Source organism: Cohaesibacter intestini (assembly GCF_003324485.1).
GTDB classification, from domain to species: domain Bacteria; phylum Pseudomonadota; class Alphaproteobacteria; order Rhizobiales; family Cohaesibacteraceae; genus Cohaesibacter; species Cohaesibacter intestini.
On the sequence record NZ_QODK01000001.1, the window covers coordinates 1,051,932 to 1,066,044 of the forward strand.

The window sequence follows — 14,113 nt, forward strand, 5'->3', positions numbered from 1 at the left end:
GAGACCCGATAACGGAGCGAAAAGATGGTTGAACTTGCGCTGCCGAAAAATTCAGTGATCAAGGAAGGCAAGACTTGGCCAAAGCCTGAAGGCGCGACCAACTTGACCGAGTTCAGCATTTACCGCTGGAATCCTGACGACGGCAAAAACCCACAGATGGACACCTACTTTGTCGACCGCGAAGATTGCGGCCCGATGGTGCTGGATGGTCTGCTGTATATCAAAGACAAGATCGATCCAACCCTGACCCTGCGCCGCTCTTGCCGCGAAGGGATCTGTGGTTCCTGTGCAATGAATATCGATGGGGCCAACACGCTGGCCTGTACCTTCGGTATGGATCAGGTGAAGAGCAAGGTCATCAAGATCTATCCACTGCCGCATATGATGGTGGTCAAGGATCTGGTGCCGGATCTGAACAATTTCTATGCCCAGCATGCCGCTGTCGAACCTTATCTGAAGACCGACACGCCCGCGCCGGAAACCGAATGGCTACAGAGCCACGAAGACCGCGCCAAGCTCGATGGTCTTTATGAGTGTGTTCTGTGCGCCAGCTGCTCGACCTCCTGCCCATCCTACTGGTGGAATGGCGAACGGTATCTTGGCCCTGCTGCGTTGCTGCAAGCCTATCGCTGGATCATCGACAGCCGCGACGAATATACCGGCAAACGTCTTGATCAGGTTGATGATGTGTTTGGTGCCTTCCGTTGCCACACCATCATGAACTGCACCAAGGTGTGCCCGAAAGGCTTGAACCCGGCCAAGGCAATTGCCGAGATCAAACGTATGCTCGTCGAGCGTTCGATTTAAGCGAAGGCTGGTTGCGCACCGCGTGGTGCAAGACTCAAAACACATTTAGAAAGGCCGTTCCGTTTCTCGGAGCGGCCTTTTTGTTTGCTTTGTTGCCATTCAATCTCTGGATTGCAAGATTTGGAGTTGCAATCCTTGCATCTTGTAAGTAGGTGATATCAAAATTTCCAAATTCTCTTATTGCGTAACAATTAAATTATTTTTGTATAACAAGCGGTCAGCCGCGATCCCTGTCATGGGGCTGTAGGAAAAGTGGGTTACTTCGCCATCGGGCACCAGCCGTCACTCAGGTGCCAGTCTTTATTCCGGCACTAAAAGTCAATCAGGCACCAAGTCATTTTTGCAATCTCAGTGAGGGAGGCTCACATGCTGCAAACGAATATCCTGTTTGTCGATGAACATAACAATGGTCGCAGCATTCTGGCCGAAGCCTATTTCAATCATCATCAGGAAGCTGTCAGGGCTTTCAGTGCCGGTTTTGAGCCTGATGCCGCTCTGTCGAGAAAGCTCTTTGATGTGCTGCGCGAAGAGAAGTTTGCGCCTGAGGATTATTGCCCCAAGCCGATCGATATCTTTCTGCAACCCTATTCACCACACATTGATCTGATCATTCGTTTCGCGCCGATGGTCAAGGCCTACAAGATGCCGCTGTTTGCCAATCGGCCTACGGTGTTGACCCTGCATGTCGGTGAGGCCGGTCACGCAGACGCTCCGGCGGGCAGTCGGCGGGCACTGCGCTCCTGCTTCGCTGATCTGCAACTGGCGCTCGACCGGGCACTGGCCAATGGACAATTGCCCGGAATTCGGGCCGCCTAGAGCTCGGAGGATTGATTGTCCGTCCCATGTTGCGGGGACTGTGGCTGGGGCGTCGGTCCGGTGCCTGTGCTCTGCTGAGCGGGGATATAAGGATCTTCACAGGGGTGTAAAAATCCGTTCCAACCAGCGAAAATATATTCTACTTTTGTCTGATGTTGCTAGACGAAGGCAGGGGAATGCTCTATTCGATTAGCAAGTCTTCATTCATTTCAAAGACACTACAGGAGATATCAGCGTGAGCGGAATCAAACTGCGCCCCGGCGTCGTCACAGGCGACGAATATTTGCAACTTCTGGAAGCCTGCAAGGAAGGTGGATACGCGCTGCCTGCCGTCAACGTGACCGGTACAAACAGCCTCAATGCCGTTCTGGAAGCGGCCGCCAAAGCCAAGTCGGACATCATCGTGCAGATGTCCAACGGTGGTGCGCAGTTCTATGCTGGTCAGGGTGCGCCTGACGCGATGCGCGCGCGGGTGCTCGGCTCTGTGTCCATTGCTCAGCATGTTCACTTGCTGGCTGAAGAATATGGCATCTGCGTTGTTCTGCATACCGACCACTGCAACCGCAAGCTTCTGCCTTGGGTCGACGGTCTGTTGGATCATGGCGAGAAGCATTTTGCCGCGACCGGTCGTCCGCTCTATACCTCGCACATGATTGACCTGTCTGAAGAGTCCCTCGAGGACAATGTTGGCACCTGTGCAGACTATCTCAAGCGCATGGCTCCGATGGGTATGAGCCTTGAAATCGAGCTGGGCGTCACTGGTGGCGAAGAAGATGGTATCGGCAAAGAGCTCGAAGAGGGGGATGCAGAAAATCCGAACCTCTACACCCAGCCGGAAGACGTGCTGTATGCCTATGATGAACTGTCCAAGATCGGTCACTTCACCGTGGCTGCTTCCTTCGGCAACGTCCATGGTGTCTATGCGCCGGGCAACGTCAAGCTGCGCCCTGAAATCCTGAAACATTCTCAGGCTCTGGTGTCCAAAGAGCGCGGCGGTGGCGAGAAGCCATTGAGCCTCGTCTTCCATGGTGGTTCCGGGTCTTCCAAGGAACAGATTGCCGAAGCCGTCTCCTATGGCGTGTTCAAGATGAATCTGGATACCGACATTCAGTTCGCTTACGCAGAAGCCGTGGCTGCCAAGGTCGACGAGAAGCCGATTGCCTTCAAGCATCAGGTGGATCCGGAAGACGCGACCCCATACAAGAAGTATTACGATCCTCGCAAATGGCTGCGTGCCGGTGAGCTTGGCATGGTTGCCCGTGTCGAGGAAGCCATGCAGGATCTAGGCTCTGCTGGCCGTTCGGTCGCATCCCTCGATGCCTGATAACCCGCTTCTGCAGCAGGTGTTGCAGGCGTTTGGATGATAGATTTTGACCTCCCGGATGATTTCATTCGGGAGGTTTTTCATGCCTGTCTCACCGTTGGAACTCTGAGATCTCCGCAGTGTCGTTTACGTAAAAAACCGCTTGGCCAAAAAAGATTTTGCGCTCCCCGGTCGGCCCTGTTATCAATTCAACCGTTGCGATTTGGATTTTTGGTCAGAAAGTGGCATAACAGGAAACAATTCCTCCGCTTCTGGCTGAGAATGGATGAAATCAGGATCGATCTGTGACGAAGTCTACGTCTCTTTTTGCATTGTTGATGTGCGTGGTTGCGCTTGGTGGGTGTGCTGTCTCTGGCGGTGCTGACCTCGACAAGTCGGGTGTGCAGGCTCGATCCACCATTCCGCTGGATGCTTCACAATTGCCGCCAATCGTCGATCCTTCCCAGAGCGGGCAGGCCGACACGGATTCGGTCGGGGCCAAATCTGATCGTGCGGCGCTGGTCAAGTCCGAGAAGTTCGACAAGGGTGATGATGCTATTCTTGCCATTGCCTCGGCTGATGCCGCCTTCGAGAACAAGTCAAGTGAGATTGAGCAAGCTTATGCCGAGGCTCTCGGTGAGCAGACACAGATCACCACCGAGCAGACAAGTCTCAAGCCGTTTGTTGGACGTTGGGTGCTGGTGCCCGGTGCACACAAGGCCAAGGCAAAGGTGCAGAAGATCGGTGCCTATCTCGGTTTGACCGAGCAGTGTGAGTTGGTGCTCGAAGAGGGCACGTCCGGTTCAGGGCACAAGGCCTATGGCAACTCATCATGCCCCACAAGTCTGTTCATGCTGGACAGCTGGCTGGCACTAGGAGATCAACTGGTGCTGCGGGATCATATGGGGGACGACATCGTCAAGTTGCGGTCGCGGGGTACCGACAAATGGATCGGTGTCGATCAGCGTGGCGAAACACTTGTCCTCAGCAAAAGCTAGGCTTTGTGCGCCTATTTACTGACTCCTAACCTTATCTCCTTGATAATACCATATTAAGATATGACTCTAGAGGCAGGTGTCTGAAGGAGAATGGTATGATTCGCTATTGCGCACTCGGGTGTTTTGCGGTGCTGCTTGCGGGCTGCTCGACGGCCGGGTTTGATCGGTTTGGAAGAAACAATGCTGCGTCCTTGCCGCCAGCGCCGACGACTCCTGTCGAAAGTCAGGGGCTGAGCCCGCTGGTACTTGGCAACGGCCAAGCCGATCCGAATGCGCTGCCACAGGGCAACCAGCCGATCAACAATGCCATGGGGGCCGAGGCTGAATTGCAGCCTCAGGCTGGCCAGGTTCCAGGTCAGGTTCCGGGTCAGGTTCCGGGGCAAGTGACAACGGCCATGGCAACGCCAGGGTCTGCGCGCGCTTTGAAACGGACCGATCTGCTTGGCGCATGGACGCTGGCTTCCGGTGCGGAGCAGTGTAAGCTGAATGTCAATCTGACCAACTGGAATGGCGGCTATCGCGCATCGACGCGGGGCTGTGCTTCGGCGGATCTACAGCGGATCAATGCCTGGCGCCTGAACGACAAGCAAGTGCTGCTGATTGCCGAAGATGGGGTGACGCCAATGGCGACCCTCTTCTCGTTGGCGCCGGGGCGCTTTGACGGGCAGGCCAGTCAGGACGGCCGCGCAGTTTCCCTTTTCCGATGATCTTGTATCCGGGCCGTCACAATCACGTGAGGCCCGGAATTGTATTTACTGCTTTGATCGAATTTTCTTGTGCTGCCGCTTGCACTAATGTCGCGACCACTTACGTACCGTTCATATTTGTTGCAGATCGGATTAAGTGGATTTTTGGAATTTCATGGCATGTCCGGTCGGGACAGTTGGTTGAATGGATCTGCTGAGGTCAGCTTGCTGTCAGGGGCGTCTCCTATGGTCACGTTCCGACGGGGTCCGGACGCTGGCTGATCAAGCTGACAGTCAATGCTGTGCGTGCATGTCGGGGCGGTCTGGCAGAGATCGGGCTTCGTGACCTGCCCCAAGTTGCAGACAAGAAAAGGACAGCGCATTGAGTAGCGAACTGGGACTCTATTCGGTTTCGGACCTGTATGATAGCAAGGTTGAGCATGGAGAGATCGATCTCGATGACGCGCAGCGCGCCCTTGCCCAGCGGTTCGATCAGTTGCTGGAATGCCTGACCCAGAAGCGCCTGTCTCGCAAAACCTCCTCTCTGGGCTGGCTGTTTGCCAAGCGGCAGGCGCCGGAAAGCGTTAAAGGTCTCTATATCTGGGGCGATGTCGGACGCGGCAAGACGATGGTGATGGATCTGTTCTATGAAGTGCTGCCAATGCGGCGCAAGGGACGGTTCCATTTTCATGAGTTCATGCGCGACATGCATGAGCGGATCAAGCAGGCGCGGGCAGACATTGCCAGTGGCAAGATCGATGGCGATGACCCGATCCGCCCGGTGGCAGATGATCTGGCTGAAGAGGTGCAGCTCTTGTGCTTCGATGAATTTTCCGTCACCGACATTGCGGATGCGATGCTGCTCGGGCGCCTTTTCTCGCGTCTGTTCGAGAAAGGGGTGGTGATGGTGGCGACCTCGAATGTCGAGCCAAGCCAGCTTTACAAGGATGGCCTCAATCGCCAGCTCTTTCTGCCTTTCCTCGATCTTCTGATGCGCCAATGCGATGTCGAGCAGCTTCAATCCCGAACCGATTTTCGCATGGAGAAGCTTGGCGGTGAGGAGGTCTATTTGCATCCTCTCAATGCCGACACCGCGAAACGCTTTCAATGGATGTGGGCGCAACTGATCGGTGGGGCGAAGGCGCCCAGTGATGCGGTCGTCAATCAGGGGCGAACCATCCATGTGCCACAGGCTTATCACGGCATTGCCCGGTTCACTTTCAATGATCTTTGCGCAAATCCCTTAGGGGCTTCTGATTACTTGCGGCTGTGTTCGCTCTATCACACGATATTTCTTGAGGATATCTCATACTTAAGTCGCACAAACAGAAATGAAGCAAAGCGGTTCATAACCCTCATCGATACCTTGTATGACAATCAAATTCGGCTGATAGCAACTGCCGTTGCGTCACCATTTGATTTGTATCTTGATGATCATGGGACGGAGGCTTTCGAGTTCGCTCGTACCACATCGAGATTAGTTGAAATGCAGTCACGTGACTATTTGTCGCACGGCGGCACGCTGTAGTATCGCTTACGTAAACGTTAAGTGACGAAAATCCATGGGCTTTTTTAGGGATTTAAAACTTTGTGCGACTTGAAAGAGCCTAGGATTCGCGGTACTCACAGCCATCCATTCCCAGCTTTTGGGAGAACCTAACGTTAAGGGAAATAACTGTTATGGCGAGGAAGAAAATTGCTCTGATTGGTTCGGGTCAGATTGGTGGTACTTTGGCACATCTGGCTGGTCTGAATGAAATGGGCGACATTGTCCTGTTCGATATCGCGGAAGGCATGCCGGAAGGCAAGTCTCTGGATATCGCAGAATCTTCTCCGGTTGACGGTTTTGATGCCAAATTCTCTGGCACCCAGACTTACGAAGCAATCGCTGGTGCCGATGTTGTCATCGTTACCGCCGGTGTTCCTCGTAAGCCTGGCATGAGCCGCGATGACCTGGTTGAAATCAACCTCAAGGTCATGCAGCAGGTTGGTGCCGGCATTGGCAAATATGCTCCGGATGCTTTCGTTATCTGTATTACCAACCCGCTTGATGCGATGGTCTGGGCTCTGCAGAAATTCTCCGGCCTGCCGACCAACAAGGTCGTTGGCATGGCTGGCGTTCTTGACTCTGCCCGTTTCCGTTATTTCCTGGCGGATGAGTTTGACGTTTCTGTACAGGACGTCACGGCCTTCGTTCTCGGCGGTCATGGCGATACCATGGTTCCGTTGACCCGTTATTCCACCGTTGCCGGTGTTCCTCTGACCGATCTTGTCAAAATGGGCTGGATCGAACAGAGCCGTCTTGATGAAATCGTACAGCGCACCCGCGATGGTGGTGCTGAGATCGTCAAACTGCTGAAAACCGGTTCCGCCTTCTATGCGCCTGCCGCCTCTGCCATTGCAATGGCTGAATCCTACCTCAAAGACAAGAAGCGCGTGCTGCCATGTGCCGCTTACCTGTCCGGGGAATATGGTGTTGACGGCATGTATGTCGGCGTTCCAACCGTGATCGGTGCCGGCGGCATCGAGCGCATCGTGGAAATCACTCTCGATAAAGACGAGAAAGCACAGTTCGATCATTCCGTGGATTCGGTGAAAGGCCTTATTGAGGCCTGCCAGCGCATCTCCCCGGATCTGGCCGACTAACAACAAGCAAATCCGTTCCTCTGTCAGACATTGTTGGCCGTCTGGCAGAGGGGCGCGTTTTGCACTATCGAAGACGGCTTCTCGGCATCTAGCTGCTCACTCAAACGTGCCGGGTCGGTCGCAATTGAAGGGGAGATCCCATGAATATTCATGAGTATCAGGCGAAGGCCATTCTGAAGGGATTTGGTGCGCCCGTTTCTAACGGTGTCGTGATCTATTCCGCGGATGAAGCAGCTGCTGCCGTAGAGACGCTGCCTGGACCCGTCTGGGTGGTCAAGTCCCAGATTCATGCCGGTGGGCGTGGTAAGGGCAAGTTTGTCGAAGAGTCGGCTGGTGAAAAAGGCGGCGTTCGTGTCTGCTTCTCGAAAGAAGAAGCGATCGAAAATGCCCAGAAGATGCTAGGGGCGCATCTTGTTACCGAGCAGACCGGTCCTGAAGGCAAACAGGTTCATCGCATTTATATTGAAGATGGATCCGACATCGAAAAAGAGATGTATCTGTCGCTTCTGGTCGATCGTGGCTGTGGTCAGGTCACCTTCATCGTATCCACCGAAGGTGGCATGGATATCGAGAAGGTTGCGGACGAAACCCCGGAAAAAATCCTCAATCTGCCCGTCAATCCGGATCATGGCGTGACCGTCGAAATGGCGCTCCAGATTTGTGACAAGCTGGGCCTTGAGGGCACCGCGCGTGAGGATGGCCTTGTGCTGTTCCCGATGTTGTATGCGGAATTCGTCGAAAAAGACATGGCCATGCTGGAGATCAATCCGCTGATCATCAATGGCAAGGGCCATTTGACGGTTCTGGATGCCAAGGTCTCGTTTGATGGCAACGCCCTGTTCCGTCATCCGCAGTTGCTTGAGCTGCGCGACATGACCGAAGAGGACGACAAGGAAATCGAAGCCTTCAATCATGAGCTCGCCTATGTTGCCCTTGAAGGCAATATCGGCTGCATGGTGAATGGTGCCGGTCTTGCCATGGCGACCATGGACATCATCAAGCTGTATGGTGGCGAGCCTGCCAACTTCCTTGATGTTGGTGGTGGCGCAACGGCCCAGAAAGTGGCCGCTGCCTTCAAGATCATTACCTCCGATCCGAACGTGCAGGGCATTCTGGTGAATATTTTCGGCGGCATCATGCGCTGTGACACCATTGCCGAGGGCGTTCTGTCTGCTGTTCGCGAAGTGGGCCTGCAGGTGCCGCTTGTGGTGCGTCTGGAAGGCACCCGTGTGAATGAAGGCAAAAAGCTCATCAATGATAGCGATCTCAACGTGATCCCTGCCGATGATCTGAATGACGCAGCGCAGAAGATCGTTGCTGCTGTGAAGGGGGCGTAATTCGATGTCCATTCTCGTAGACAAGAATACCAAAATCATCGTTCAGGGCCTGACGGGCAAAACCGGTCGGTTCCACACCATTCAGGCGCTGCAATATGCGGGCACCCAGATGGTGGCTGGCGTGCATCCCAAAAAGGGTGGCAACAGCTGGATCAGCGAAGTCGAGGGTGTGCCGGATCTGCCGATCTATGCCAGCGTCAAGGAAGCCAAGGACGCAACCGGTGCCAATGCATCGGTGGTCTATGTGCCGCCTGCAGGGGCTGCGAATGCGATTATCGAAGCGATTGATGCGGACATTCCGTTTATCATCTGCATCACCGAGGGCATTCCGGTGCTCGACATGGTGCGGGTCAAAAGCCGCCTTGAGAAATCCAACTCCCGCCTGCTCGGTCCAAACTGCCCGGGCATTCTGACCCCAGATGAGTGCAAGATCGGCATCATGCCGGGTGCTATCTTCAAGCGTGGGTCTGTGGGCATCGTGTCGCGCTCCGGCACGCTGACCTATGAGGCGGTCTTCCAGACCACCAATGCCGGTCTTGGCCAGTCCACCGCTGTGGGTATAGGCGGTGATCCGGTCAAGGGCACCGAATTTATCGACGTGCTGGACATGTTCCTTGATGACCCCGAAACCGAGTCGATCATCATGATCGGCGAGATTGGCGGGTCTGCCGAGGAAGAAGCCGCTGCATGGTTGAAAGAACAGGCGGCCAAGGGTCGCAAGAAACCGATGGTCGGTTTCATCGCAGGTCGTACGGCTCCTCCGGGCCGCACGATGGGTCACGCTGGCGCCGTTATTTCTGGTGGCAAGGGTGGTGCCGAGAGCAAAATCGTAGCGATGGAAGACGCAGGGATCCGCGTTTCTCCGTCTCCTGCGAGCTTGGGTACCACTTTGGTTGACTTGCTCAACGGCAAGTAAAAGCGCGACACTGCGACACTATGACACCGTCATGAGGCGGGATCCCCCTTCCGTCTCATGATTTCCCCCTATCAGTCGGCAATGGTGCCGACATTGAGATGAAGAGTACCGGGCGAAGGTTCGGTTATGGTGGCGATGGCACGTCAGGACGCAAATGAAGCGTTCGCGGGAACCTCCTTCCTTTATGGAGGCAACGCGAATTATATTGAAGATCTCTATGCCCGTTATCAGGAGAACCCCGCTTCTCTGGAACAGGAATGGCAGATATTCTTCAAGGACTTGGAAGATAACCGAAGCGATGTGATTGCGAATGCCAAGGGTGCATCCTGGCAACGCAAGGACTGGCCGCTTGCGGAATCGGGCGACATGGTTTCTGCCCTCGGCGATTATGGAATCGACGAGAAGGCGATCGGCGACAAGCTGAAGACCAAGGCGCAGAAGCAGGGCTTCGAGTTGACCGATGAGGCGGTGTTGCAGGCAACGCGCGATTCCGTTCATGCGTTGATGATGATCCGTGCCTATCGCATGCGCGGTCACCTGCATGCGGATCTTGATCCATTGAAGTTGGCCGAGGCGAAGGATCACGAAGAATTGCATCCGTCGTCCTATGGCTTTACCGAAGCGGATTATGATCGCAAGATCTTCATCGACTTCGTGTTGGGTCTGGAATTCGCGACCATTCCGGAGATGCTTGAAATTCTGCGACGGACCTATTGCTCCACGCTGGGTGTGGAGTTCATGCATATTTCCGATCCGGCTGAAAAGTCGTGGATTCAGGAACGCATCGAGGGTCCGGACAAGCAGATTGCCTTCACCAAGGAAGGCAAGAAGGCCATTCTCTACAAGCTGGTCGAAGCAGAAGGCTTCGAGAAGTTTCTCGATCTGAAATATACCGGCACCAAGCGCTTCGGCCTTGATGGTGGTGAGGCGTTGATCCCGGCTCTGGAACAGATCATCAAGCGTGGTGGTGCGCTCGGTGTTCAGGAAATCGTGTTCGGTATGGCTCACCGCGGTCGCTTGAACGTGCTTAGCCAGGTGATGGGCAAACCCCATCGCGCCATTTTCCACGAATTCAAGGGCGGTTCCTATGCGCCTGACGATGTGGAAGGCTCTGGCGATGTGAAATATCATCTGGGTGCGTCATCCGACCGTTCGTTCGATGACAACAACGTCCATTTGTCTCTGACGGCCAACCCGTCCCACCTTGAGATCGTCAATCCTGTGGTTCTGGGCAAGGCCCGCGCCAAACAGGATCAGATCGCGGCCGGTGATGGTCCGTTCATCGAGACGACGGAAGTGGATCGCACGACCGTTCTGCCATTGCTTCTGCATGGCGATGCGGCCTTTGCCGGTCAGGGCGTCGTGGCGGAATGCCTCGGCCTGTCCGGCCTTAGAGGCCACAAGACCGGTGGTTCGATCCATTTCATCATCAACAACCAGATCGGCTTTACGACCAACCCGCGTTTCTCGCGGTCTTCGCCTTATCCGTCTGATCTGGCCAAGATGATTGAAGCGCCGATCCTGCATTGTAACGCGGATGATCCGGAATCGGTGGTGTTTGCGGCCAAGATCGCAACAGAGTTTCGCCAGAAATTCGGCAAGCCTGTCGTCATCGATATGTTCTGCTACCGTCGTTTCGGCCACAATGAGGGCGACGAGCCTGCCTTCACCCAGCCGATCATGTATAAGAAAATCCGCCAGCATCCGACCAGCCTGCGGCTCTATGCCGACAAGCTAATCGCCGAAGGCGTGATTTCCGAGGCGGACATCGAAGAAATGCGTGCGGATGTGCGCAAGATGCTGGATGAAGAATTCGAAGCGGGTCAAAGCTTCTCCCCTAACAAGGCTGACTGGTTCGACGGCAAGTGGGCCGGTCTGACGACCGCCAGTGCCGAAGATGATCGTCGTTCCGGGGAAACCGGGGTTGATGTTGATGAATTGCGGGCCATTGGTGAAAAACTGACCAGCATCCCGTCCGACTTCAATGTCCACCGGACCATCAAGCGCTTCCTCGACAATCGGGCGAAGATGATGGAAACCGGGGAAGGCATCGATTGGGCAACCGCTGAAGCCCTTGCTTTCGGTTCGCTGGTCAAAGAAGGCCACGCCGTGCGCCTGTCCGGTCAGGATTGTGAACGCGGAACCTTCTCCCAGCGTCACACCGTGCTCTATGACCAGCAGGATGAGAGCCGCTACATTCCGCTCAACCATATTGCGGACGGTCAGCAGCGCTATGAAGTGATCAATTCGATGCTGTCCGAAGAAGCCGTTCTCGGCTTCGAGTATGGCTATACACTTTCCGAACCGCAGAGCCTGACCATGTGGGAAGGCCAGTTTGGTGACTTTGCCAACGGGGCGCAGGTTGTGTTTGACCAGTTCCTGAGCTCGGGTGAGCGCAAATGGCTGCGGGCATCCGGTCTAACGCTTTTGTTGCCACATGGCTATGAGGGGCAGGGTCCGGAGCATAGCTCTGCGCGTCTGGAACGGTATCTGCAGGCCTGCGCCGAGGATAATATTCAGGTTGCCAACTGCACGACCCCGGCCAACTATTTCCACATCCTGCGTCGTCAGGTGAAACGGACCTTCCGCAAGCCTTTGGTGCTGATGACGCCAAAGAGCCTTCTGCGTCACAAGCGTTGCGTCTCCAACCTTGCGGAGCTTGGTGCCAACAGCACCTTCCACCGCGTGCTGTGGGATGACGCGGAAATCCGCCCGAATCAGGAAATCAAGCTGGTAACCGACGACAAGATCCGTCGCGTCATCATGTGCACGGGCAAGGTCTACTACGATCTGTATGAAGAGCGTGAGAAACGAGGCATCAATGATGTCTATTTGCTGCGCGTCGAACAGCTCTATCCGTTCCCGGCAAAGGCTCTGATGAAAGAGCTGGCGCGGTTCACGCAGGCCGACATGGTCTGGTGTCAGGAAGAGCCGAAGAATCAGGGCTCCTGGTCCTTCGTCGAGCCTTATATCGAGTGGGTCCTCAATCAGGTTGAAGCAAATTGCAAACGGCCTCGTTATGTGGGTCGTGCAGCTTCTGCTGCGACGGCAACTGGTCTGATGAGCAAGCATCTGGCCCAGCTGCAGGCCTTCCTCGACGACGCCTATGCTGACTGACAAACAGGAAGTGATCGTCTTCCCCGCCTGATCGAGGGGAGACGATCCTTCCGGAAATAGACGCAGACATCGATGCCAAATGGACTACAGATCCTTGTTTAGGACTCGGCCTTTGGCTCAAAGCGAAATTGGAATGTGAGATAACAAATGGCTACGGAAATCAAAGTCCCGACTCTGGGCGAATCTGTGACCGAAGCGACCATCGGTCAGTGGTTCAAGGCAACCGGTGATGCGGTACAGGCAGACGAGCCGCTGGTGGAACTGGAAACAGACAAAGTGACCATTGAGGTGCCTGCTCCTGTTGCTGGCACCCTTGGTGATATTGTTGCCCCTGAAGGCGAAACGGTTGAAGTGGGTGCGCTGCTCGCCATGCTCATTGAAGGTTCTGGTGCGGGGGCCGCTGCCCCGGCCCCTGCCGCCTCTGCACCTGCTGCGGCGCCCGCAGCTCCGGCTCCTGCGCCAGCTGCGACAGGCACTTCGATGCCGCCGGCGCCATCGGCTGGCAAGATGATGGCCGAACAGAAAATCGATCCGGCTTCGGTTGCTGGCTCCGGTGTGCGCGGTCAGGTCCTGAAGGGTGATGTGATCAACGCCATCGCCTCTGGTGCCACGGCACCTAGCGGTGCATCTGCTTCAGCGCCTGCAGCCCGTCCGTCTTCGAAAGCTGAAGATGCCGTGCGTGAAGAACGCGTCCGGATGACCAAGCTGCGCCAGACCATCGCACGTCGCCTGAAAGATGCTCAGAATACCGCAGCCATGTTGACGACCTTCAACGACATCGACATGTCCGCTGTGATGAATCTGCGCAAGGAATACAAGGATCTGTTCGAGAAGAAACATGGCGTCCGGCTGGGCTTCATGGGCTTCTTTGCCAAAGCGGTCTGTCAGGCTCTGCAGGAAATTCCGGCAGTCAATGCCGAGATTGATGGTACCGACATCATCTACAAGCATTTTGTCCATCTTGGTGTCGCCGTTGGCTCTCCGCGTGGCCTCGTTGTGCCGGTGGTGCGTGATGCGGACCAGATGTCGATTGCCGAAATGGAAAAGGCCATCGGCGATTATGGTCGTGCTGCCCGTGACGGCAAGCTGACGATCGAGCAAATGCAGGGCGGCACCTTCACCATCTCCAACGGTGGTGTTTACGGTTCGATGATGTCCACCCCGATCCTCAATGCGCCGCAGTCCGGTATTTTGGGCATGCACCGCATTGAAGAGCGTCCGGTTGTGCGCAACGGCGAAATCGTCATCCGTCCGATGATGTATCTGGCTCTGTCCTACGATCACCGCATCGTGGACGGCAAGGAAGCCGTGACCTTCTTGGTGCGCATCAAGGAAGCTCTGGAAGATCCGCAGCGTCTGGTGTTGGATCTCTAAGATTCTGTTATGGGAAACGGGGCAGCCATGCCCCGTTTCTGTATCCAATTTTGTCCGAAGCCACCCAACTTCGGACGCCTTGTTTCGGACAGTCCCGGTGCGGGATCTCACCG

11 protein-coding genes are annotated in these 14,113 nt (G+C 55.3%); all 11 read left to right on the plus strand.

Translation table 11 applies throughout. The annotated features are described in order from the left end of the window. Positions 1-24: 24 nt before the first annotated feature. The 11 genes from DSD30_RS04515 to odhB all read left to right on the plus strand — a co-directional run bounded on the left by DSD30_RS04515 (position 25) and on the right by odhB (position 14,000). The gene (locus tag DSD30_RS04515) at positions 25-807 is read left to right on the plus strand and encodes a succinate dehydrogenase iron-sulfur subunit (RefSeq protein WP_114008347.1); all 783 of its coding nucleotides are present in this window, start codon (positions 25-27) and stop codon (positions 805-807) included. A 366-nt stretch (positions 808-1,173) separates the two neighbouring features. Beyond that, on the plus strand, positions 1,174-1,623 hold the full coding sequence (locus tag DSD30_RS04520) for an arsenate-mycothiol transferase ArsC (RefSeq protein WP_114008348.1): 450 nt from the start codon (positions 1,174-1,176) through the stop codon (positions 1,621-1,623). A gap of 235 nt (positions 1,624-1,858) precedes the next feature. Further along, the gene (gene fbaA / locus DSD30_RS04525; RefSeq protein ID WP_114008349.1) at positions 1,859-2,947 is read left to right on the plus strand and encodes a class II fructose-bisphosphate aldolase; all 1,089 of its coding nucleotides are present in this window, start codon (positions 1,859-1,861) and stop codon (positions 2,945-2,947) included. Positions 2,948-3,231: 284 nt separating this feature from the next. Next, positions 3,232-3,924: an AprI/Inh family metalloprotease inhibitor gene (locus DSD30_RS04530; protein ID WP_157967561.1), complete on the plus strand. Its 693-nt coding sequence runs from the start codon at positions 3,232-3,234 to the stop codon at positions 3,922-3,924. Positions 3,925-4,019: 95 nt separating this feature from the next. Next, positions 4,020-4,631: an AprI/Inh family metalloprotease inhibitor gene (locus DSD30_RS04535; RefSeq protein WP_114008351.1), complete on the plus strand. Its 612-nt coding sequence runs from the start codon at positions 4,020-4,022 to the stop codon at positions 4,629-4,631. Positions 4,632-4,992: 361 nt separating this feature from the next. Further along, entirely contained in the window at positions 4,993-6,138 is a 1,146-nt protein-coding gene (zapE, locus tag DSD30_RS04540; RefSeq protein WP_114008352.1) for a cell division protein ZapE, read from the plus strand. 152 nt (positions 6,139-6,290) lie between these two features. Then, positions 6,291-7,256 carry a malate dehydrogenase gene (gene mdh, locus DSD30_RS04545; RefSeq protein WP_114008353.1) on the plus strand — a complete coding sequence of 322 codons (966 nt, stop codon included), beginning with the start codon at positions 6,291-6,293 and terminating at the stop codon, positions 7,254-7,256. A gap of 140 nt (positions 7,257-7,396) precedes the next feature. Next, entirely contained in the window at positions 7,397-8,593 is a 1,197-nt protein-coding gene (gene sucC, locus DSD30_RS04550; RefSeq protein WP_114008354.1) for an ADP-forming succinate--CoA ligase subunit beta, read from the plus strand. 4 nt (positions 8,594-8,597) lie between these two features. Further along, positions 8,598-9,509 (plus strand): succinate--CoA ligase subunit alpha, encoded by a 912-nt coding sequence (gene sucD / locus DSD30_RS04555; RefSeq protein ID WP_114008355.1) that lies wholly within the window; start codon positions 8,598-8,600, stop codon positions 9,507-9,509. A 135-nt stretch (positions 9,510-9,644) separates the two neighbouring features. Next, positions 9,645-12,626 (plus strand): 2-oxoglutarate dehydrogenase E1 component, encoded by a 2,982-nt coding sequence (locus tag DSD30_RS04560; protein ID WP_114008645.1) that lies wholly within the window; start codon positions 9,645-9,647, stop codon positions 12,624-12,626. Between the two features lie 147 nt (positions 12,627-12,773). Continuing rightward, the gene (gene odhB / locus DSD30_RS04565) at positions 12,774-14,000 is read left to right on the plus strand and encodes a 2-oxoglutarate dehydrogenase complex dihydrolipoyllysine-residue succinyltransferase (RefSeq protein WP_114008356.1); all 1,227 of its coding nucleotides are present in this window, start codon (positions 12,774-12,776) and stop codon (positions 13,998-14,000) included. Positions 14,001-14,113 lie beyond the last annotated feature (113 nt).

Coding starts and splice junctions, on each gene's coding strand:
- mdh (WP_114008353.1), top strand. CDS start 6,291: ATGGCGAGGAAGAAAATTGCTCTGATTGGTTCGGGTCAGATTGGTGGT.
- odhB (WP_114008356.1), top strand. CDS start 12,774: ATGGCTACGGAAATCAAAGTCCCGACTCTGGGCGAATCTGTGACCGAA.
- DSD30_RS04515 (WP_114008347.1), top strand. CDS start 25: ATGGTTGAACTTGCGCTGCCGAAAAATTCAGTGATCAAGGAAGGCAAG.
- DSD30_RS04520 (WP_114008348.1), top strand. CDS start 1,174: ATGCTGCAAACGAATATCCTGTTTGTCGATGAACATAACAATGGTCGC.
- sucD (WP_114008355.1), top strand. CDS start 8,598: ATGTCCATTCTCGTAGACAAGAATACCAAAATCATCGTTCAGGGCCTG.
- DSD30_RS04535 (WP_114008351.1), top strand. CDS start 4,020: ATGATTCGCTATTGCGCACTCGGGTGTTTTGCGGTGCTGCTTGCGGGC.
- DSD30_RS04560 (WP_114008645.1), top strand. CDS start 9,645: ATGGCACGTCAGGACGCAAATGAAGCGTTCGCGGGAACCTCCTTCCTT.
- sucC (WP_114008354.1), top strand. CDS start 7,397: ATGAATATTCATGAGTATCAGGCGAAGGCCATTCTGAAGGGATTTGGT.